At 45.6% G+C, this 22,246-nt stretch carries 17 protein-coding genes and 1 pseudogene; 11 read left to right on the top strand and 7 right to left on the bottom strand.

What is annotated here, in order from left to right; genetic code table 11:
• Position 1 precedes the first annotated feature (1 nt).
• Genes ACZ1GZ_RS15915 through ACZ1GZ_RS15905 form a run of 3 tightly spaced genes read right to left on the bottom strand, consistent with a single transcriptional unit; the run spans position 2 to position 4,793 of the window.
• The gene (locus ACZ1GZ_RS15915; RefSeq protein ID WP_472665861.1) at positions 2–2,851 is read right to left on the bottom strand and encodes a DUF4159 domain-containing protein; all 2,850 of its coding nucleotides are present in this window, start codon (positions 2,849–2,851) and stop codon (positions 2–4) included.
• Positions 2,851–3,777 (bottom strand): DUF58 domain-containing protein, encoded by a 927-nt coding sequence (locus ACZ1GZ_RS15910; RefSeq protein ID WP_472665860.1) that lies wholly within the window; start codon positions 3,775–3,777, stop codon positions 2,851–2,853. The genes ACZ1GZ_RS15915 and ACZ1GZ_RS15910 overlap by 1 nt, the downstream gene beginning before the upstream one ends.
• Before the next feature lie 2 nt (positions 3,778–3,779).
• Positions 3,780–4,793 (bottom strand): AAA family ATPase, encoded by a 1,014-nt coding sequence (locus ACZ1GZ_RS15905; RefSeq protein WP_472665859.1) that lies wholly within the window; start codon positions 4,791–4,793, stop codon positions 3,780–3,782.
• 130 nt (positions 4,794–4,923) lie between these two features.
• On the opposite strand from ACZ1GZ_RS15905, the gene ACZ1GZ_RS15900 reads away from it, so the two are divergent.
• Genes ACZ1GZ_RS15900 through ACZ1GZ_RS15890 form a run of 3 tightly spaced genes read left to right on the top strand, consistent with a single transcriptional unit; the run spans position 4,924 to position 7,447 of the window.
• Complete coding sequence (locus ACZ1GZ_RS15900; RefSeq protein ID WP_472665858.1) at positions 4,924–5,544, top strand: DUF1285 domain-containing protein; 621 nt, start codon at positions 4,924–4,926, stop codon at positions 5,542–5,544.
• Positions 5,544–6,203: a CoA pyrophosphatase gene (locus tag ACZ1GZ_RS15895; RefSeq protein WP_472665857.1), complete on the top strand. Its 660-nt coding sequence runs from the start codon at positions 5,544–5,546 to the stop codon at positions 6,201–6,203. Before ACZ1GZ_RS15900 ends, ACZ1GZ_RS15895 begins: the two co-directional genes overlap by 1 nt.
• A complete protein-coding gene (locus ACZ1GZ_RS15890; RefSeq protein ID WP_472665856.1) occupies positions 6,200–7,447 on the top strand; it encodes a CCA tRNA nucleotidyltransferase in 1,248 nt (415 codons plus the stop codon). The genes ACZ1GZ_RS15895 and ACZ1GZ_RS15890 overlap by 4 nt, the downstream gene beginning before the upstream one ends.
• An 11-nt stretch (positions 7,448–7,458) precedes the next feature.
• On the opposite strand, the pseudogene hemF reads toward ACZ1GZ_RS15890, so the two are convergent.
• A pseudogene (gene hemF, locus ACZ1GZ_RS15885) lies at positions 7,459–8,372 on the bottom strand (oxygen-dependent coproporphyrinogen oxidase).
• Between the two features lie 99 nt (positions 8,373–8,471).
• Positions 8,472–8,924 carry a tRNA (cytidine(34)-2'-O)-methyltransferase gene (locus tag ACZ1GZ_RS15880; protein WP_472665855.1) on the bottom strand — a complete coding sequence of 151 codons (453 nt, stop codon included), beginning with the start codon at positions 8,922–8,924 and terminating at the stop codon, positions 8,472–8,474.
• A 442-nt stretch (positions 8,925–9,366) separates the two neighbouring features.
• On the opposite strand from ACZ1GZ_RS15880, the gene ACZ1GZ_RS15875 reads away from it, so the two are divergent.
• Positions 9,367–11,220 (top strand): ABC transporter ATP-binding protein, encoded by a 1,854-nt coding sequence (locus ACZ1GZ_RS15875; RefSeq protein WP_472665854.1) that lies wholly within the window; start codon positions 9,367–9,369, stop codon positions 11,218–11,220.
• A 37-nt stretch (positions 11,221–11,257) separates the two neighbouring features.
• Here ACZ1GZ_RS15875 and ACZ1GZ_RS15870 read toward each other — a convergent pair whose 3' ends face one another.
• On the bottom strand, positions 11,258–12,295 hold the full coding sequence (locus ACZ1GZ_RS15870; protein WP_472665853.1) for a LacI family DNA-binding transcriptional regulator: 1,038 nt from the start codon (positions 12,293–12,295) through the stop codon (positions 11,258–11,260).
• A 232-nt stretch (positions 12,296–12,527) separates the two neighbouring features.
• On the opposite strand from ACZ1GZ_RS15870, the gene ACZ1GZ_RS15865 reads away from it, so the two are divergent.
• From ACZ1GZ_RS15865 to ACZ1GZ_RS15840, 6 genes are all read left to right on the top strand, one after another.
• Positions 12,528–14,045 (top strand): sugar ABC transporter ATP-binding protein, encoded by a 1,518-nt coding sequence (locus ACZ1GZ_RS15865; protein ID WP_472665852.1) that lies wholly within the window; start codon positions 12,528–12,530, stop codon positions 14,043–14,045.
• Entirely contained in the window at positions 14,045–15,055 is a 1,011-nt protein-coding gene (locus tag ACZ1GZ_RS15860; protein WP_472665851.1) for an ABC transporter permease, read from the top strand. The genes ACZ1GZ_RS15865 and ACZ1GZ_RS15860 overlap by 1 nt, the downstream gene beginning before the upstream one ends.
• Positions 15,056–15,147: 92 nt before the next feature.
• Positions 15,148–16,101 (top strand): substrate-binding domain-containing protein, encoded by a 954-nt coding sequence (locus ACZ1GZ_RS15855; protein ID WP_472665850.1) that lies wholly within the window; start codon positions 15,148–15,150, stop codon positions 16,099–16,101.
• A gap of 68 nt (positions 16,102–16,169) precedes the next feature.
• Positions 16,170–17,228 carry a sugar phosphate isomerase/epimerase family protein gene (locus tag ACZ1GZ_RS15850; protein ID WP_472665849.1) on the top strand — a complete coding sequence of 353 codons (1,059 nt, stop codon included), beginning with the start codon at positions 16,170–16,172 and terminating at the stop codon, positions 17,226–17,228.
• Between the two features lie 2 nt (positions 17,229–17,230).
• Complete coding sequence (locus ACZ1GZ_RS15845; protein WP_472665848.1) at positions 17,231–18,394, top strand: Gfo/Idh/MocA family protein; 1,164 nt, start codon at positions 17,231–17,233, stop codon at positions 18,392–18,394.
• Positions 18,395–18,629: 235 nt separating this feature from the next.
• Positions 18,630–19,073 (top strand): RbsD/FucU family protein, encoded by a 444-nt coding sequence (locus ACZ1GZ_RS15840; protein WP_472665847.1) that lies wholly within the window; start codon positions 18,630–18,632, stop codon positions 19,071–19,073.
• 60 nt (positions 19,074–19,133) lie between these two features.
• Here the strand turns inward: ACZ1GZ_RS15840 and ACZ1GZ_RS15835 are convergent, their stop codons facing one another.
• Complete coding sequence (locus tag ACZ1GZ_RS15835) at positions 19,134–20,030, bottom strand: polysaccharide deacetylase family protein (protein ID WP_472665846.1); 897 nt, start codon at positions 20,028–20,030, stop codon at positions 19,134–19,136.
• A 147-nt stretch (positions 20,031–20,177) separates the two neighbouring features.
• Here ACZ1GZ_RS15835 and ACZ1GZ_RS15830 point away from each other — a divergent pair, with 147 nt between their 5' ends.
• The gene (locus ACZ1GZ_RS15830; RefSeq protein WP_472665845.1) at positions 20,178–22,034 is read left to right on the top strand and encodes an ABC transporter ATP-binding protein; all 1,857 of its coding nucleotides are present in this window, start codon (positions 20,178–20,180) and stop codon (positions 22,032–22,034) included.
• The last annotated feature ends 212 nt before the right edge of the window (positions 22,035–22,246 follow it).

The raw sequence follows: 22,246 nt of genomic DNA, 5'->3' as shown, positions 1-22,246 counted from the left end.
CTTACTGTCCCAGCCTTTCCAGCAATGCAGGAAGGTGCACTTGATCTGCCTTGTAGTTTCCGGTGAGCAAGTACATGACGATGTTGACACCCGAGCGGAATGCAAGCGTTCGTTGACGACCGTTTGGCGGAACCATTGGTAAAATTGAACGGCGAGATGCATCCATGGCCCAAGCGCCGGCAAAGTCATTGCTGGTAATCATGATAGAGCTAACACCATCGCCACCATTGACCAACTGGTTTTGCCCACTTGCTTCAGGATTTAGAGCTTCAACCCACAATTCGCCACCTGAAAAACGCCCTGGAAATTTGTCCAATAAATAAAATGTCTTGGTTAAAACATGATCTGTAGGAACAGGTTCCAGCGGTGGTATGATCAGGCCATCAAGTATTTGGCGCAACCTTTGAGTTCTTGCGGACGTTGATCCATTGAGCGAAATGTTGGAAATTGCATCACGCGTGTCAAACAAAACTGTACCGCCACGTTTCATGAAATTTTCAATATTGGACATGGCTGCCTTAGAGGGCATGGGTGCCGTTTCGCTAATCGGCCAATAAATCAGCGGGTGGAAAGAAAGCTCATCGGTCTCAATGTCTAATCCTACTGATGGGCTTGGTTCAAGCGCGGTTCGTGTTCTTAAATAAAAGTTTAGCCCGTTAAGACCCAATTCACTGATGCGGTCGATTTGGCGGTCACCGGTAATCACATAGGCTAATTGTGTGGATTCAAGTTTTTCGATGATTTCTGCGTCACCTACCTGGCTATCTTGCGCATTACTGTTTTGCACATCCAATAAGCTCATACCCAAGGTCGCAATTGCAATTAGAGATGCCTTTGCGGCGAATAAGCTGGATCTTGCCATTCTTAATCGAGAAAAGGCACCGGACATAAACATGATGATCAATGCATCAATAATCAGCATAATGAGCGCTATAAATAATAACCATGACTTAAACTCAAATGCAGACCCTAATGTCATTTTTGAACTCGTTACTTCCAAATCAGCTTCCGGTAATGCAGCGGGCTGCAATACATCATCCTCTTGCAGCAGGTTTATCGCGCGCCACCCATCTTGCGACCCAAACAGGCCAGGGCGTGTGAGCGGATTGTCTATCACGGCACCAGAGGGAGTTATTTCCAGCGGGTTTATACTGCCATCAGCGGTTTCTAACGTGCCTTCAGCGGTCATTGTTCGAAACGGAGGTAAAAATGATGTTTGAGTTGATTGTGCTGAACTTTCATCGCTATTTGCAGCGGCAGAATGCGAAAGCGCAATAGTTCGGCGCAGCATTTCGGCGAATTCACCTGTTAATGGTAGGTTAGACCAGGTGGTTTCAGCGCTGATATGAAATAACACAATGCGGCCTGAACCCAGCGATTTTGCTGTTACAAGCGGTGTGCCATCGTCTAAACTTGCCCAAGTATTGTCTGCAAGATCTAAACTTGGTTCCGCCAAAACCTGGCGCTTAACGACGATATCATTTGAAAGTTGGATGCCAAAAAATGGGCTGGACTGTGTAAACGGTGCCAAGGACTTAGGTTCTGCCCAGGTGAGTGAGCCGCCAAATTGTCGCTCTCCGCTGCGCAAACGGACTGGCAATAATGGATCATCTCCGATTTGCGCATTGGAAATGGCGGCAAGGCCTGCACCGGCAAATCTGATCAAAGTACCGCCATTTTCGATCCACTGAAGCAACTCTGTTTCAACATCTGCATCCAAACTGCCAATGTCGGATAAAATCAAAGCGGAAGGTCCTTGTTCGATCAATGTTGAAAAACCAGTTGTCAGATCAGCATTGGTAACATCGATGAAGTCGGCAAATGGTTGTGCAGCGCGCTGGATATAATGTGAAGGGGTTAGCAGCGGGTTGATGAGGTCTTGTGTTTCACCAGAAAACAAAGCCAGTTTTCGGCGCTGAAAGCGATCATCTAATAAAAAGCTTCCAGCGGCGTGCTTGTTGCTCTCCACTGATAAACGTACGACATCATTTAAAAGTTCAAAAGGAGCAGCGAGATCAGCCGTTTTGCTTTGTTCCCCTGATTTGAACTCAACACTTCCGTTTACTATTGGTCGCGATTGAATGTCGTAACCCGTAATGTTGTAGCTCATGTCAGTTTGAGTTGATAAGCGCGTTAAATCCACAGTCACGAAAGTCGATTCATTTTTTGCAGATGTGATACCAACTAGATTTGAATTATCTGGCGAAATGATCTCGAGCCTGTTTGGGTTGAGCTGCAAAAGACTTTCATAAAATGCACTAGTGTTTTGCGCATCAACGTTCTGGGTTAATACGATAGCTGTATCTATCTGGCGCCCGGAAAGTGCAGTTTCAATCGAAGCAACGATATCATTTTGATAAGGTTGCATAGGAATAGGTTCAAAACTTGCAAACACTTGTCTGGCTTGATCAGCTGTTCCCAAAGTTAAATCATTTTGCGGCGAGGTGGACTGAGTTATTATGACCGGAAGATCATTGTTTTCAGCTTCGTCCAATATCGCATTTGCCGTATCTTGATATTGTTGCCAATCCGGTGCGCTTGCCCAGCTATTATCCACGATGATGAGGACCGGCCCCTGTGCGACGAGACGTTCTTCACGCGGGTTCAAAATGGGTTCCGCAAGCGCAATGATAATAATTGCAGCCAACAATACTCTTAGCAAGGTTAGCCACCATGGGCTTTTTGCTGGCGTATCTTCCTTCTTTAAAACTTTCGCTAAAATCTCAAACGGGGCAAAAGGCTCTTGTGTGGGCTTGGGTGGTGTTAGACGGTTTAACCACCAGATCACCGGAAGAAGCGCCAGCGCAAAGAGCGCAATCGGAAATCCAAATGCAAATGGAATTGCGCTCATTACCGGGCACCTCCATTTGAAGAAGTGCCAAGACCGGATAAAAATCCATGTACGGAGGCTAGCGCTTCTGATGCGGCGCGATCAGTTCTATGGTGGGTATAACTCCAACCCATTCGCCTAATTTCATCTGATAATGCGGTTCTGCGGTTCTTATATGCAATTGAATAGTCTTCTGCGATGGTCGAGGCTTTGCCAGCAACCAGCCTTGCATTTGTTTCAGGATCGGTAAATTCAATGCGACCAGTATAAGGAAAAATCTCTTCAGTGGGATCGCTTACTTCAATGAGATGTCCGCGCGTACCCCGTTGAGCAACGGGTGCGACTTGTGAAATGATTTCCTCGCCATCGCCAAGAAAATCGCTGATCACGATGATATCGCTCAAGCGTTTGACATTTGAAAGATCAGGCATGGAGTTTTTAAACCCCTGCGCGCGGCTATGGGTAAGAATTTGAGCCAACCGTTCAGCGCCATTTCGAGCAAGAATGGGATCCATTACGCCTGGAATTCCGATACGCTCTCCCGATCTTGATAATATCTCAGCCAAAGCAAACAAAATAACCAGAGATCGACTTTCCTTGGAGACATCGCTCATTTCCGATTGAAACTGCATAGACGGCGATAAATCCGCCCAGAGCCAAACGGTATGTGCCGTTTCCCATTCTTTGTCGCGAACATAAAGCTGATCATCACGTGCTGATTTGCGCCAATCAATGTTGGAGACACTCTCACCTTGAGTAAACTGTCTAAACTGCCAAAAGTTATCACCAGTACCGCGTTTTCTGCGTCCATGCCATCCAGCAATAACAATATTGGCTACGCGCCGAGCTTCAACCAAACAATCAGGGATTAAAGCAGCCCGTAGTCGACCACGTGCAAGTGTGTCCGTTTGATCTGCTATATCTGATATCTGGCCAATTGGTGACATTCTTATCCCTTAATTCTGCCAACTAAGGTTTCAATAACATCTTGTACTTTTGTGCCTTCAGCACGTGCTGTAAAGCTTAATGCCATTCGGTGTTGTAAAACTGGTTGCGCAAGTTCGGCCACATCGTCAATTGATGGTGCAAGACGCCCGTCATAAAGGGCGCGTGCGCGGGCACATAACATCATCGCTTGGCCTGCGCGTGGGCCGGGCCCCCAGGATACAGCATTGTCAACGACATCATTACCATGTCCTGGTCGGGCGGATCGAACTAATTCAAGGATCGCATCCACAACCTTATCGCTCACTGGCATGGTGCGAACGAGCTCTTGGATTTCAATGAGTGATTTAGTGTCGAGCACGCTTTTCGCTGTGTTTTCATCTCTACCCGTTGTTTCGAGCAAAATGCGTTTTTCTGCATCATCAGACGGATAAGGCACATCAACTTGCATTAAAAATCGATCAAGCTGCGCTTCAGGTAACGGATATGTTCCTTCTTGCTCCAATGGGTTTTGTGTTGCAAGCACATGAAACGGCTTTGGCATATCATGGCGTTGTCCTGCAACGGTTACATGGTGTTCTTGCATGGCTTGTAAAAGTGCAGATTGGGTGCGTGGAGATGCGCGGTTGATCTCATCAGCCATGAGTAACTGCGTGAAGATCGGACCCGGGATGAACTTAAACTTGCGATTACCTTTTTGATCTTCGTCTAAGATCTCAGAGCCTAAAATATCAGCTGGCATCAAATCTGGCGTGAATTGTATGCGGCTCGATGTAATCCCCAACACAGTGCCGAGTGTTTCAACCAATTTGGTTTTCGCAAGTCCTGGTGCGCCAACAAGCAAAACATGGCCACCGGAAAGAACGGAAACGATCGTGCGCTCAACAACAGATTCCTGTCCAAAGATAACCTGACCAACTTCGGTGCGTACGTTTGCCAATTGCTCAAGCGCCATGTCGGCTCGTTTTACAATTTCTTTTTCGCTTAATCCCTTGTCGATGCTTTTGTTACTTCCCATGTTACGATCTACTTTCAATGCTGATTAAAATTCATAACTGATTTGTTTTACGTAGCTTATTCTCTTACAGATGGCTGACAAGAGGGCAATGATGCACTATTTCGTTATCTAGTGCTTTTTGGACAGAATAATGACAAATAACAGCTTAACACATTCAACAGATACAAGCGGACTTGCAGAAATGGTTCGCAGAGCCATGGAAGATCGTAATTCTACGGGTGGTGGTTTGCCGCCGGTCGATGCTTGGAATCCCCCGTTTTGCGGTGATTTGGATATGGAAATTCGTCGTGATGGAACATGGTTTTATATGGGGACACCCATGGGGCGGAAATCGCTTGTTCGTTTGTTTTCATCCGTGTTGCGAAAGGATGACGATGGTGAAACCTATCTTGTTACGCCCGTCGAAAAGGTCCGAATCAGAGTGGTCGACGCGCATTTTTTAGCGGTTGAAATGCACGTCAGTGAAAATGATAACGGACAAGTGCTGACATTCCGAACCAATGTCGGCGAATTAATTGAAATTGGAAAAGACAATCCTTTGAGGTTTGATATCGCCGGAAAAGACGCAGAGCTAAAGCCCTATTTTCATGTTCGTGGGCGCCTTGAAGCATTGGTCAATCGGGCGACAATGTATGATCTTGTTGACTTGGGAGAAGAGGTTGAAATTGACGGCGAAGCTATGTTCGCAGTTAAATCTAACGGCCAAGTCTATCCCATTATGACAATGGCAGAATTGAATGCACAATCGTAATGAATAATTTTGCCAAGATGACTAAAAACTATTCTGCGCAGGAATTTGCCGATCTTTCAAAGGCGGATCATCATGAGATTTTAAAGCATGATCCGATTGCGTTGTCTGAAACGCATGGCGATCATCGGCTAAATCCCGATTTGTCGGAGGAATTGCAAAAACTCAAGCTCCGTCCAGCAGCTGTTTTATTTCCTGTTATTGCGGATGACGATGTCGCGCGGGTTATTCTAACCGTTCGTACTGCGAAACTGCGAAAGCATTCGGGCCAGGTGGCTTTTGCCGGAGGAGCAATTGATGCCGATGATGCTTCGCCAGAACATGCTGCCATGCGCGAAGCTGAAGAAGAAATAGGGCTTGATGCAAGCTATATTGAACCAGTAGGGCAATTGCCGATCTATCGCTCGTTGACCGGCTTTTCAATTACCCCTGTTTTAGCGCTTGTGAAGCCGGGATATCAATTGCAGGCAAGTCCTGATGAGGTTGATCAGATTTTTGAAGTGCCGTTGATGGATTTGATGAACTCGGAAAATCATATTCGCGATAGTTTAATCTGGCAAAACAAACGGCGATATTATTATACAATAAAACATCCTGAACACCGAATATGGGGTGTGACAGCGGGCATTATTCGTACGCTATATGAAAGGCTATACGCATGAGCGTTTCACATTCTGTTAAAGATCAAACTTGGTTTCAGGATAAGCATTTTCAACAAGTATTTGCATTGTTAAACGCTGATGATGGTGAAGCGCGCATTGCAGGTGGTGCAGTTCGTAATTCTCTCATGGGGCATAATGTTGCTGATGTTGATATCGCCACAACTTTATTGCCACTGGATGTTATAGAACGTGCAGAAACTGCGGGCATGAAGGCTATCCCCACTGGCATTGAGCATGGAACGATCACGATTGTTCATAAGGGTGCGACTTTTGAAGTGACAACTTTAAGAGAAGATATTCAGACAGACGGTCGCCATGCAGAGGTTCGCTTTGGAACGGATTGGCAAAAAGATGCAGATAGGCGCGATCTTACTATCAATGGCCTATATGCTGATATCAATGGAGATGTGATTGATCTGGTTGGCGGACTTTCAGATATTGAAAGTGCAAATGTTAGATTTATCGGCAATGCCGAACAGCGCATTAAAGAAGATTATTTGCGCGTGCTTCGCTTTTTTAGATTCTTCGCGCAATATGGCAAAGGCCGTCCGGATGCCGAAGGTTTAAAGGCCAGCGCCCGTGCGGTTTCAAATTTATCTCAGTTATCGGCTGAGCGTATTTGGAAAGAAATGCGTTTGCTTTTTGGCGCAAATGACCCCTCGCGGGCATTATTGTGGATGCGCACAACGGGTGTTCTTACAGCGATTTTCCCTGAAACTGAGAAATGGGGAATAGATAGCATTGGGCCACTCATTGAAACGCAATCAGCAATGGATTGGGATAGCGACCCATTGCTGGTATTAGAATCAATTATTCCACCTGATCCGGACCGAATTGTGGAAATGGCAGGGAGATTGAAAATGTCAGGTGCAGAGCGTGATCGATTAAAGCATTGGGCGAATACACCTAAAATTGCGCATGACATGGCAGAAACTGCATTGGATCGCATGATTTATCGCGGCTCTCATTCGGGTATTAAAGATGTGCTGAACCTGTCGTTAATCAGCGCAAGGGCTCGCGCGGAAGCCGATGATGCTGCGATGATAGAATCAGCTGGCTTTTCAAAGTTATTAAAACGCGCGAACAATTGGTCAGAACCTGAATTTCCTTTATCAGGGAAAGACTTGATTGCGCGTGGGATAGAAGTTGGCAAAGAAATGGGTGCAAAGCTGAAAGAGCTTGAAGAGCTTTGGGTTGATAGCAACTTCAATTTGACCAAGTCTGATTTGCTGGAAAAACTTTAATCCAAGCGGATTTAAGGGAACTCAACAATTGGGGGCAGGGATGACAAGATCGAGTCTACATTGCCGCCGGTTTTAAGTCCGAAAATTGTACCGCGATCATAAAGTAGATTAAATTCCACATACCGACCACGGCGGACCATCTGTTCTTTGCGGTCGTCCTGCGTCCAGCTCTTACTTGCATTCGCGTTGACAATTTTTGGATAGACAACTGAAAAAGCGCGACCAACATCTTGGGTGAATAAGAAGTCAGCATCCCAGCCGCCATCTTCATCTGAGCTGTGTAGCCAGTCATAAAAAATGCCGCCAACACCGCGCGCTTCTTTGCGGTGTGGTAGATAGAAATATTCATCACACCAATCTTTATAGTTTGGGTAATCTGCGATCTCATGTCGATTACAGGCGATTTCCATTGCTTTGTGGAAAAGCTGAGTATCCGCGTCTTCCTGAGTTCTCCGGCGATCTAGAACAGGTGTTAGATCAGCACCGCCACCAAACCATTGGCTTGATGTGACGACCATACGGGTGTTCATGTGTACCGCAGGAACATTTGGATTTACCGGATGGCAAATAAGCGAGATACCTGAGGCCCAAAACCGGGGATCTTCTTCAGCACCTGGAATTTGGCTACGAAATTCTGGCGAGAATTCGCCATAAACAGTTGATGTGTGAACGCCGACTTTTTCAAACACGCGGCCTTTCATAATTGACATCAAGCCGCCGCCGCCTTTGCCTTCATCACGAAGCCAATCGGTCTGAACGAATTTACCTGGTTCACCTTCGTATTGTGGATTTTCCGCCGATTCCTCTAACGCTTCAAATGTAGCGCAAATTACGTCCCTAAGGTTTTCAAACCAAAGTCGTGCTTTTTCTTTTTTTCTTCGATGTCTTTGGGTAATCCGACTGGTAATTCAGGACGCTGTCTCATGAAAATCTCGATTAAGTTTATCTTGCACGTTCATAACAATATGCTGGTGCGAATGCCATAGGTTGATTGCAATATCTAAGCGCGTGATTGTCGCATTTGCTATATACGCGTTTGGCGCAGGGCTTCGCCGGTGATCATTGCAACCGACATTGCCAGATTAAGTGAGCGCATCTTGGGCTGCATTTCTATGAGGATACGCTCATCCACGCTTTCATGAACATTGTCAGGAACGCCGGAGCTTTCGCGACCAAAAAGCAATACATCATCACCATCATATTTAACATCACAATAAGGCTGAGCTGCTTTGGTTGATGCTAAGATAAGGCGGTTGTTTTCTTGAACATGCCATTCAAAGAATGCCTGCCATGAAATATGCCGCGTTAGGTTGGTTAGCTCCAAATAGTCCATACCAGCGCGCTTTAAATTGCGCTCAGATAAATCAAATCCAGCAGGTTCGATTATATGAAGCGGTACACCAAGGCATGCTGCCATGCGCATGATCGTGCCTGTGTTGCCGGGTATATCTGGTTGGTAAAGTGCAATTTGAATCATGGCGACTGGATAGAATGATTGGTGCAAATAGGCAACAGTCTTTTCATTTGTCCGGTTTTCTTCCCCTCGCTCAGCTAGCTTTTTTATGTTCAGTAGATATAGTTAACAATGTGAAGTTCGCACAGAACCGTTATTTGCTATTGAGAAGGAGTATTTCGTTATGGATAAAGTTACCCGCGTTATGTCTCGCTCTCTTTGGAATTGGACCATTGTTCCGCAGCGTCCGCGTCTCATTATTCGACCGACAAATAACGCTTAAAACTCCTCTGATTTACGCCTTTTTGCCGTAATCATCGCCGCGCAGAGAACCTTGCGTAGCTCTATCTTTATAATCAAATTCTATTCGCATTTGTTTGCGAGTTCTTTTTATCTTTATCAGTTTTTAAAGCGCGTTAGGTGTCGTTTTATCTCTACTGGTTTTGTTATCGAATAGGACATTTTCATGTTTTCTTGGTTTGAAAAACGTATAGATCCATATCCCGACAATGAGGCTGTATTGCCACCCAAGGGACTGTTTGCGTTTTGTTGGCACTACTCAAAACACGCCTCTCCCTGGTTGTTAATGGGTACGATTCTGGTCGCAGGCATCGCAATCGGTGAGGTGCTTCTTTATAGCTTTATGGGTGATCTGGTTGACTATTTAACCGGCAGTGATCCTGCCACATTTTTTGATGAACATTCATCGACCTTATGGTTGATGGGCTTAGTGGTGTTAATTGGTTTGCCGATCATTTCGACGCTTCATGCAATGGTAACCCACCAAACATTGTTGGGCAGTTATCCTATGTCCATTAGATGGTTGATGCATAGACGATTACTCCAACATAGCATGAGCTTCTTTGCCGATGAATTTGCAGGACGTGTGGCGACAAAAGTCATGCAAACATCGCTTGCGGTTCGAGAAGCTGTGATGAAGATGCTCGATACATTCGTCTATGTCATCGTGCAGTTTTTGGCGATGATTGTGCTTTTGATCAGCATTGATTGGCGGATATCAATCATCTTCCTTGCGTGGTTTGTTATCTACGCGTCTTTGCTTTTGTTTTTTGTCCCAAAGCTTAAGGTTGTCTCGCAGGCTCAGGCCGATGCGCGTTCCATCATGACTGGACGTATTGTTGATAGCTATACAAATATCGGCACTGTGAAATTGTTTTCTCATGCGGGCCGAGAGCTTGATTATGCAAAAGACAGTATGGATCCGTTTTTGGTGACAGTGTTTAAGCAAATGCGTCTTGTGACTAAGCTTGATCTTGGTGTGACCTATAACAACAATTTGCTGTTGTTTTCCGTGGCTGCCGCTTCAATCTGGTTTTGGTCCACTGGCAATATTACCATCGGTGCAATCGCCGTAGGTATTGCGCTATCTTTGCGACTTAATGGTTTGTCGCATTGGATTATGTGGGAACTCGCTGGGTTTTTTGAACAAATTGGTGTTGTTCAGGATGGCATCAATATGTTGACCAAGCCTGTTGAGATCAATGATCAGTTAGATGCAAAAGACCTTAAAGCCGAGGTTGGGACGATATCTTATAAAGATGTGCGTTTCCACTACGGTAAGGAAAGCGGCGTTATCGATGACTTATCACTTGATATTAAAGCAGGTGAGAAGATCGGTCTGGTTGGTCGATCAGGTGCTGGTAAAACAACACTTGTTAATTTGCTACTGCGTTATTTCGATCTTGAAGCGGGTCAAATTTCTATCGATGGAATTGACATCTCAACCGTTAAGCAAGATTCGCTGAGATCGCAAATCGGTATGGTGTCGCAAGATACTTCGCTTTTGCATCGTTCTGTCAGGGACAATATTGCTTATGGACGCCCTGATGCGAGTGATGAAGAGATACTTGAGGCGGCGCGCCGGGCAAACGCATTGGAATTTATTTCTGGTCTGGAAGATTTGAAAGGCCGAAAAGGATTGGATGCACATGTGGGTGAGCGAGGTGTCAAACTCTCTGGTGGTCAAAGACAAAGAATTGCAATTGCGCGTGTGTTCTTAAAGGATGCACCAATTCTGGTGCTTGATGAAGCGACCTCCGCGCTTGATTCCGAAGTCGAGGCCGCCATTCAAGAAAACCTGTTTGATCTCATGCAAGGCAAAACAGTGATTGCGATAGCCCACAGATTGTCAACGATCTCAGCAATGGATCGTCTGATCGTACTTGATCAGGGTAATATCCTTGAAGAAGGATCACATGATGATTTGGTTGAACAGGGCGGGATTTATTCTGATCTCTGGTCACGTCAATCAGGTGGGTTCATCAATATTGACGATAAACAAAAGGAGGCGGGGGAATAATCCTCCGCCTTTTTGGCAAAGATATCAGTGCGAATGATTATTTGAACTTGGAGTGATCGGGTGTTGAACACGAATCTCGTACAATCAGATCTCCATGGAGCAGGGCGCTTTCAATGGGAATACTGCGATCTGGGAGATTGTCCAAAAGGTGGTTCATTGCGATTTCACCCATCTGTTTACGAGGCTGGCGAATTGTCGTGAGAGCCGGCGTAACGTTATTGGCAAATGGAATATCATCAAAACCGATGACTGAGAAATCGCGCGGTACGTTAAATCCTCTGGATTGCAAGGCGCTAATCGCACCGATGGCTGTATCATCGTTATAGCAGAAAAACGCTGTGGGTAATTTGTCTTTGATAAACAATTGTTCAATCGCTGAACGTCCACCTTCGCTCGTGCCATTGCCGTTAACTTTCCAGACAAAGCTCTCGTCAAACGAATTTGCCAATGCTGCGCAATAGCCTTGATGCCGCAATTCGGAAACGGCATCGCCTTGTGGTCCAGAAATATAGACCACACGTTTGTGTCCTAATGATAGTAAATATTCTACAGCGAGCTTTGACGCATTGATATTGTCGATGCCGACGTAACTTACATCAGTATGCTCAATTGGTTGCGCGACACTCACCAATGGAGGGAGCATATTCCCGCGTCCGTTTTCAGTTTCATGAACTGGCAAACTGCCTGTTAAGAGAATCAATCCATCGGTCATCCCCGATGCTAAAAAACGCATATAGTTCTCTTCAAGGTTTGCTTTGCTTTCTGTTGCCCCCATTAACAGACCATAGCCACGTTCATTTGCAACTTTCTCAAGACCTGTGAGAATGCCTGGGAAATTTGGGTCTGAAATAGAATTGGTTAGAACCATCACCATTTTGGAACGCTGCATGCGCAAATTTTGCGCCATTGGGTTGGCACGGTAGCCAGTTCGGGAAATAGCAGCGGTGATTTTTTTACGTGTACTTTGGGTCACTTTTTCGGGGAAATGCAGTGCTCGGCTAACGGTTGCTATCGATACGCCTGCAATTTTTGCAACATCTTCAATCGTTGCAGGTTTCTTTGAAATTTTTTCCAAACCGCTTCACCCAAACTGCCAATTTTGGCAAACATCACGAGCATAATGCATCATGTACCATAAAAATATTCATCTGTTTGTATACTAAAATTACAGAATTAATCCAACATTTTAACACACATGAATACATCCAATATGGGCTCCAATGTAAAATAAAAAGGTTTACATTAAAAATAAAAACGTTTACATTTTTTTCAAGTTACAGAAACAGGCGGCTTTGGGAGGGGCTAAAATGTTTGAAGGCGCACGTAATTCTAATGCTATTTTAGCAGCTGATCGGATCAGTAAATCCTTTGGTGCCGTCCCCGTTCTTTTCAGTGTAAGTTTTGACATTACATCAGGTGAAGTCCATGCATTGATTGGTGAGAATGGCGCCGGTAAGTCAACTTTGATGAAAATTCTTGCAGGCTTTCATGCGCCGACTTCTGGCAGCGTGTATCTTGATGGTCAGCAAATAGATTTGCCACCGAATGGTAAAGCGGAAGATCTTGGGATTGTTCTCATTCACCAAGAGCTCAATCTTGCAGAACAGATGACGGTTGAAGAAAATATCTTTTTGGGGCGCGAGCTTAAAAAAGGTGCGTTTCTTGATCGTGTGGCAATGCGGAATCAGGTGCGAGAGCAGCTGACAGAAATCGGGCTTGATATCTCTCCAACAGCCCGAATTTCTGATCTTTCAATCGCGCAAAAGCAAATGGTTGAAATTGCAAAAGCAATGAACCGAAATGCGCGCGTATTAATTATGGATGAGCCAACGGCTGTTTTGACTGAAGCAGAGACAGAATTGTTCTTCCGTCAAGTTAAACGTTTAAAGGAACGTGGCGTTGCGGTGATCTTTGTCTCCCACAAACTTGCGGAAGTGAAAGAGATTTCGGATCGCGTGACGATTTTGCGTGATGGCCAATGGATCGGAACGAAAAACATTGAAGACCTTTCACTAGATGACATGGCACAAATGATGGTGGGACGCGAATTATCAGACCTCTATCCGCCAATGAATGAAGTTAATATCGATGCAGATGTAATTTTAAAGGTTGAAGGTCTTTCAACTTCAAAATTGAGTGAGGTGACGTTTGAACTTCGTAAGGGTGAGATTTTAGGCTTCTCGGGACTTGTTGGTTCAGGACGTTCAGATTTGTTTGAAGCCATTTGTGGTCTGCAAAATATCGAGGCGGGGGTGATCTCGTTTGAAGGTGAAAAAGTTGTCTTCTCCAATGTTGCGCAAGCGCGTGAGAAGGGATTGTCCTATCTGACTAAAGACCGCAAAGAAAAAGGTCTTTTACTTGAACAGAAAATGACGCCGAATATGAGTCTTTTTGCTCTGCCAAAATTCGTCAAACGGATGTTGCTTGATAGTCAGGCAGAGGAAGAAGCGCTGGCGCGCGGTATACGCCGGTTTGATATCAGAACTCGCGATGCCGAAATTAAAGTTGGGGATTTATCCGGCGGCAATCAGCAAAAGCTTCTGCTTGCCAAGATGATGGAGACCGACCCGAAGATTATCATCGTTGATGAGCCAACCCGCGGCATTGACGTGGGGACAAAACAACAAATTTACCATTTCATTGCTGCGCTTGCCAAAGAGGGGGTTTCGGTCGTGGTTATTTCATCTGAAATGCCTGAAATCATAGGCATCTGCCATCGCGTATATGTTATGCGCGAAGGCCGCATCATGGGCGTTCTGTCCGGTAGTGAAATTAATGAAAATGATATTATGCGGTATGCAGCCGGCCTGAAGGAGGCAAGTTGATGTCATCTGTCGAAGTTTTAGACACTGAAAATAGTCCATTGAAAAAGATCGATTTTAAAGCGATTGGCCCAGCCTTAGCGCTATTGATCCTATGCATCATTGGCTACCTGCTCAACCCAGCTTTCCTGGGGGAAGGGAATATCACTAACCTGCTGACACGGTCTGCCTTTATCGGGATCATTGCTGTTGGGGCGACTTTTGTGATTACAGCAGGTGGGATTGATCTATCTGTTGGTTCAATGGCAGCTGTAATTTCTGGTGTGATGATCATTATTATGAATGGATTGATCGACACGCTCGGTGCAGGTCTTGCAACTGTGCTTGTTGGATGTGGCTGTAGTATTATTTTGGGCTTTGGCGCTGGTTGGATTAATGGTGCTTTGACCACAAAAGGTAAGATTGAAGCCTTTATTGTCACGCTGGGTACAATGGGCATTTATCGTTCGCTTGTCACATATTTTGCAGATGGTGGTACGCTTTCATTAAGCTTTGATCTTCGCGATGTTTATCGTCCGGTTTATTACGATAGTTTTGCGGGTCTGCCGATCCCGGTTTGGGTGTTTGCTGGTGTGTCGATCGCTGGTTGGATCTTGCTTAATCGCACAGCTTTTGGCCGCTATTGCACAGCCATTGGTTCCAATGAAAGTGTGGCTAAATATTCAGCGGTGAACGTCGATCGGATTAAAACCACGACCTATATTATTCAAGGGTTTTGTGTGGCGCTTGCAACGATCATTTATGTACCGCGTTTGGGTTCTGCATCTGCATCAACTGGTGTGCTTTGGGAGCTTGAAGCGATTGCTGCGGTAATCATTGGCGGCACTGTCTTAAAGGGTGGTTATGGCCGAATTGGCGGGACGATCCTGGGTGCGCTTATCCTGACCACAATAGGAAATATCTTAAACTTTACCGACCTTATTTCGAACTATCTGAATGGAACGATGCAAGGTCTTATTATTATCATTGCCGTTTGGTTGCAACGCGCCGAATGGAGCAAAAAGAAGACCTAACTTCACGAAATTGGTCTGTGGCTGAAAGGATCAGCTGCAGCAATAACCGCACGGCTCTCGTGCAAACTTTGAACCCGTTGGGAGGAACAACTATGCTTAAAAAAACGATATTTGCGTTAACTCTAGGTGCCGCAATGGTGCTTGGTGGCGCAGCAAATGCAGCCGATAAAATCAAGATTGGCGTGTCATATCCGACACCAACTCATGCTTGGGCAGCCGGGATGAACTGGCATGCTGAGCAGGCTGAAAAGCGTCTTGAAGCTTTGTATCCTGATATTGATCTTATCTTGGTCAACTCACCTGATCCAGCTTCACAAGCAAGTGCGCTTGAGGACATGGTATCAGTTAACCAGATTGATGCGCTTGTTGTCTTGCCGTTTGAATCTGATCCGCTAACTGATCCTGTTTTGAATGTTAAAAAATCTGGTGCTTTGATTACGGTTGTTGACCGCGGTCTTTCAAAAGAAGGCATCGAAGACATCTATGTTGCAGGTAACAATCCTGAGCTTGGCCGTGTGTCAGCTGAATACATGAAGGGTCGTCTAAACTCTGGCGATAACATCGTGATCCTTCGCGGTATTCCAACAACCATTGATAATGAGCGTTTTGATGCATTTATGGCTGAAATGGAAGGCACAGGCATCAATGTTCTAGATCACAAGCATGCGAACTGGAACCGTGATGATGGTTTTGAAGTGATGCAGGATTTCCTAAGCCGCTTCCCGGATATCGATGCTGTTTGGGCACAAGATGATGACATCGCAATTGGTGTTGTTGCAGCTCTTAAACAAGCTGGGCGTGATGGCGATGGTATGTTTGTTGTCGGCGGTGCCGGAATGAAAGAAACCATCAAAGCGATTATGGATGGTAATGAGCTTCAGCCGATTGATGTGCTTTACCCACCGGCAATGCTTGCAACTGCGATGGACGTAACTGTTGCTGCATTTAAATCAAATGGCCCAGTTGCTGGTCGTTACATCCTTGGTGCAACATTGATCGATAAGAGCAATGCAGACCAATTCTACTTCCCAGATTCTCCATTCTAAGAAGTATTTCAACAAAACCATGAGGGCAATGCGAATTGCCCTCTCAACTTTTCTCGCGGAGAATTTCGATGAAAACGATAAAAGGTCCAGCGCTCTTTCTGGCACAATTTGCAAGTGACGAAGCGCCATTTAATTCCTGGGATAGCATTACCAAATGGGCTGCTGAATGCGGTTATAAAGGTGTTCAAGTGCCAAGCTGGGATGCCCGATTAATCGATCTGGAAAAAGCTGCTAGTTCACGCGACTATTGCGATGAATTTAAAGGTGTGGCCGCAGAAAATGGTGTGGAAGTCACCGAATTATCAACACATTTGCAAGGTCAACTTGTAGCGGTTCATCCAGCTTATGATCAAGGCTTTGACGGCTTTGCAGCACCGCATGTGCATAACAACCCAAAAGCTCGCCAAGAATGGGCTGTTGATCAAATGATGAAGGCACTGAGTGCGTCGAAAAATCTTGGCATTAAACAACATGTTTCATTTTCAGGTGCGCTCGCATGGCCATATTTATATCCTTGGCCGCAGCGTCCTGCAGGATTGGTGGAAGCTGCGTTTGACGAATTGGCCAAACGCTGGACACCTATTTTAAATCACGCTGACGAGTGTGACGTAGATATTTGTTATGAAATTCACCCAGGTGAAGATCTGCATGATGGTGTGACGTTTGAGATGTTCTTAGAACGCGTCAATAATCACGCACGCTGCAACATGCTATATGATCCGTCGCATTTTGTTTTGCAGTGTCTCGATTATCTCGATCACATCGATATCTATAAAGACCGCATCAAAATGTTCCACGTTAAGGACGCTGAATTTAACCCAACTGGCCGTCAGGGTGTTTACGGCGGTTATCAAAGTTGGGTTGATCGGGCAGGACGTTTCCGCAGTCTCGGCGATGGTCAGGTTGATTTTGGCGCTGTGTTTTCAAAAATGGCAGCGAACGATTTTGATGGCTGGGCTGTCGTTGAGTGGGAATGCTGCTTGAAACACCCAGAAGACGGTGCACGTGAAGGTGCGCAGTTTGTAAAAGATCACATCATTCGCGTTACCGAACGTGCATTTGATGATTTTGCAGATGGTGGAACAGACGATAAAGTCAACCGTCAGATGCTAGGTTTGGAGGATTAGTCATGGCAATTGAAGGTCGAAGTGAAGAGATAGATGCGCCCATTCGTCTTGGTATGGTCGGTGGCGGCAGCGATGCATTTATTGGTGGCGTTCACCGCATCGCATCGCGTATTGATGATCACTACAGCCTTGTAGCCGGAGCTTTATCTTCAACACCCGAACGTGCGCAAAAATCTGGTCGCGAATTGGGTTTGGCAGATGATCGTATTTATGATGATTTTAATGCGATGGCTGAAGCTGAAAGCGCGCGTGAAGATGGGATTGAAGCTGTTGCAATCGTCACGCCCAATCATGTGCATTATGCTGCGGCAAAAGCATTCTTAGAGCAGGGCATCCATGTTATTTGCGATAAGCCTTTAACGTCCACGCTTGAAGACGCTGAAAAGCTGGTTGCGGTTGCGGAAAAATCAAACGCGCTGTTTGTTTTAACGCATAATTATACCGGCTATCCGATGATCCGTCAGGCACGTGAGATGATTGCAAATGGGGATTTGGGCGCATTGCGTGTCATCCAAGTTGAATATGCGCAGGATTGGCTATCTGAGGAGCAAGATTTCAAACAGGCTGAATGGCGCACGGATCCTGCTCGTTCTGGCGCCGGAGGTTCAACAGGGGATATTGGAACACATGCATTTAACCTGGCAGCTTTTGTAACCGGGTTGGAACTTGATAGCTTGTCCGCAGATATCCAAGCCTTCGTTGATGGTCGGCAGGTGGACGATAATGCGCATGTGATGCTGCGTTATAAAGGTGGTGCACGCGGTATGTTGTGGTGCAGCCAAGTGGCTCCAGGGAATGAAAATGCTCTTCGCCTCCGAGTATATGGCGAAAAGGGTGGTCTTGAGTGGGCGCAGGAAGATCCCAATTACCTTTGGTATACCCCGCTGGGTGAAAGCAAACGTTTGATCACGCGAAATGGCGCTGGTGCGGGCGCATCGGCAGCACGTGTGAGCCGGATACCGCCCGGGCATCCCGAAGGCTATTTGGAAGGTTTTGCCAATATTTATAGTGAGGCGGCAAAAGCTATTGTTGCGAAACGGAACCAAAGTGAAGTTGATGCTGAGGTGGTTTATCCTACAGTGCAGGATGGATTGCTCGGTGTGAAATTTATCGATGCGTGCGTTCGTTCATCTGCTGACAACGCGCAATGGATCGAGATTAAATAAAGTTAGAATTCTGTTGATATTCTCACCTAGCGCAATGTTGTTTCATCAACGATACCCTTAAGTAGAATTGGGTGAGCTGGATGAAGTGCTTGCCAATGCCGTGGTGTTTCTATTATCAAGTAGAGCGGCCTCTGTGACAGGGCAGTGGCACTTTGTTGATGGTGTATAATCCCATGTCGATGAAGCGCTAAGCAAACAATAAGATTGCATCAAGTTTTTTGAAGGGAAGATTGCAATGCTTAAAGGGATCCATCCACTGCTAAACGCGGATATTCTTCATACGCTTGCTTCAATGGGGCATGGTGATCGCCTCGTTATTTGTGATGCAAATTTTCCAGCAGCGTCGGTGGCTGCGGCGAGTACAATAGGTCGTCATTTGGAAATGAATGTTGATGCGATAACAGCGCTTGAAGCGATATTGACTGTTTATCCAATAGATACATTCGATGTTGATGTGCCGCCTGCATGCGGGATGCAGGTGGTCGGTGCGCCGGATGAAATTCCTGAGATCATTCAGATTGCCGATCCGATTATCAAAAATGCGGGTGCAGCCATCGAATTGATTGAACGACATGCGTTCTATGCGTCTGCGAAAGAAACCTATGCGGTGATCCGTACTACTGAAACGCGGTTTTATGGCAATTTTATTCTGCGCAAGGGCGTTGTTTGGCCTAAATAATCGCCATTAAAAAAGGCGATGCTTTTGGCACCGCCTCTCAATCAATTTATTCAATATGAGCTATTCGCTCAGGGCGCTCACTTGAAGCGATGATCCCGTGCTTGGGCGACGGTTAGATTTAAGAGCCACCACTTTATAACCAGCTGCTTTGAGTTCACGTAGGAAGGCTGGAAGAGCTGCGACTGATCGTGCGTGGATATCGTGGAAAAGGATAATCCCTTTGCCGCGAGCCTTAACGCGCGCCATGGTACGTTTGACAATTGTATCTGCTGAATCTTTGAAATAATCTTTTGAATCAATATCCACATCGAGAACCGTTACACCACGTTGCGCGAGCCATTTTCGCAATGCTGAGGTGCTTGCAAGATATGGGAAGCGGAAGAACGGCGCATTGATACCTGATTTTGCGAGTGCTTTTTCACCAGCGCGAATTTTCGATTTACCGGCATCAAACGAGACCTTTGCTAGGTTCGCATGATCATATGTATGAGAGCCGATAGAATGTCCCCGCGCGCGAACCTGTTTGACGAGCCCTGGATGATAATTTGCCATTGATCCAACCATTAGGAATGTGGCTTTCACACCATAATTGCTCAATGTGTTGAGGATGGCAGGCGTTTTACCGGGAACTGGACCATCGTCAAAGGTCAGCACCACTTCGCCCGGTCTAAGTTTAATATCGGAGATGGAATTGACGTAAATCGTTCTGCCAGCAAGACTACCTGATGTTGGTCTTGCCAGAGGCGAAGAGCTTGGTGTTTCTGGAAACTTTACTTTGGGCTTTTTAGCTTCTTTAACAGGTGCAAAGCTTCGAACAGCGTTTGCCTGTTGTGTGTTAGAGAGCTTAGATGGTGAAGATAGGTTCTTCACATTTGGGTCGACTTTAGCTTGCTTGCTTGCACACCCAGCCAATAGGGCCACACTTACCAAACACGCGGCAATACTTACTATACGCATTTTTACACCAGTACTAAATTTACAATTGCAAGCTTTATTTCATTTTATGGTTAATTTTCTCTCAATAACGCAATTCTTGGATCAATAAATTTCCAATTGGTATAAATTGTATTGCGCTGCAGCAAGGGTGCAATGTATGGATAAGTCATGATTCTAGATCGTTTTTTTCAAAAATTTGAAGGCACCATCGATCCGTTTGAAGACGTAGATAATCTTCAGCCTCCGAAAACAACATTAGCCTTTATTTGGCATTATATTCGTCAGGCAAAACCAGTTTTTGCTTTGATGTTAGTCTTTGGCGGACTTGTTGCGCTGTTTGAAGCGGCGATGTTCTATTTTATCGGTCAAATCGTTGATTATTTGGCAAATGTCGATCCCGCAAAAGGTTGGGATGGTTTGTTATCTCAATACGGATTTGAGCTGGCCATTATGTTGTTCATAGCGACGATTGCTCGAGTGACGATTGTAACAGGTAGCGCGATATTAGAAGAGCAAATTGTTGTGCCGGGGTTCTTTAATCGCGTGCGATGGCAGGCGCATCGTCACGTTTCAAAGCAGAATTTGCCATTTTTTCAAAATGATTTTGCAGGGCGCATAGCCACAAAAATATTGCAATCCGGACAAGCAACGGGCGATTTGATGATCTCTGCATTGCAGGTCGTTTGGTTTATTGTGATTTATTCAGTGACAACACTGACCATGGTTGCAACGCTTGACTGGCGTCTTGCTGCATTGGTTGCGGTTTGGATTTTGCTGTTTGTGATAATTGCGCGCTATTTGGTGCCTCGTGTGAGGCGCAGCGCAAAAACAATGGCTGAAAAAAGCTCTATGCTAAACGGTCGGGTTACTGACAGCTACAGCAATATCCAAACCCTGAAATTATTTGCCAATGATGAGGAGAACGATCATTTTCTTAAAGATGGTGTGAAGCAGTTTATTGCAGCGCTCATTATCTTTACACGAAATATCACAACCGTTCGGCTGACATTGGCTGTGTTGTCCGGAACAATGATCTCGTTGATCGCCATCTTATCTATTGATCTATGGCTAGCTGAACTCATTACTATTGGTGAAGTCGCATTCGCGCTTGCGCTTATGCTTCGTCTGAGTTTGCTTATGGGTCGGTTGATGACGCAGCTCAACGCGCTTATGCGAAATTATGGCACGATCCAAAATTGCGCGGATTTAATTTCTCAGCCAATTGGCTTGTTGGATAAAACTGATGCCAACGAGCTGCAGGTAGGAAATGCGTCGATCGAATTTGATCAAATCCATTTTGATTATTTAGAAGATAAGCCGGTTATCAAGGATCTATCCTTGTCAATTAAACCAGGTGAGAAAATTGGGGTTGTTGGGCCATCAGGTGCAGGCAAATCCACTCTGGCGAATTTATTGTTGCGCTTTTTTGATGTGGAGCAGGGGGCAATTCGGATTGGCGGTGAAGATATTCGCAATGTGACACAAAGATCTTTGCGCTCGCAAATTGGCGTGGTTACGCAAGATACCGCGTTACTTCATCGTTCAATTCGCGATAATATCTTGTTTGGTCGTTCAGATGCGGATGAAACAGATTTGCTCAATGCAATTGAGCAGGCACAAGCCACTCAATTCATCGATAATTTGGAAGATTATAAAGGGCGTCGTGGATTGGATGCGCATGCGGGCGAACGAGGCGTTAAATTATCGGGTGGACAACGCCAGCGAATTGCAATCGCGCGCGTTATTTTAAAAGATGCGCCCATTTTGGTTTTAGATGAAGCCACATCAGCGCTGGATTCCGAGGTGGAAGCTGTCATTCAGGTGCATTTAGAAGAGCTGATGGAAGGTAAGACCGTGATCGCCATTGCGCATCGATTGTCCACAATTGCAAAGATGGATCGCTTGGTCGTGCTTGATAAGGGCCGTATCGTTGAAAATGGAACGCATGAAGAATTATTGAAAAATAATGGGCTTTATGCGCGACTTTGGTCCAGGCAATCTGGCGGTTTTATCGCCTCTGAATAAATTGTTCGAAATCTGATTCTTTTTTAAACTAGATATTGCCGAGAAAAGGCGCTTGTTTGGCAGTTTTCCACCGCCTGAAAGGATTGTTGTTGATTTGTGCGCTTTTTTCCCGCGACAATGTGCCATCCTTTGCGGGTTGGGTATGGACTTATTGATAGAAGGGGCATAGAACGCGCTTAATTGGGTGCCCTCGCGCCGATAGTGTTGATTCA

The sequence above is a fragment of the Lentilitoribacter sp. JB5-8 genome (assembly GCF_055693385.1).
The sequence above is the reverse complement of the archived record's forward strand: the minus strand, read 5'-3'. Positions and strand labels throughout refer to the sequence as shown.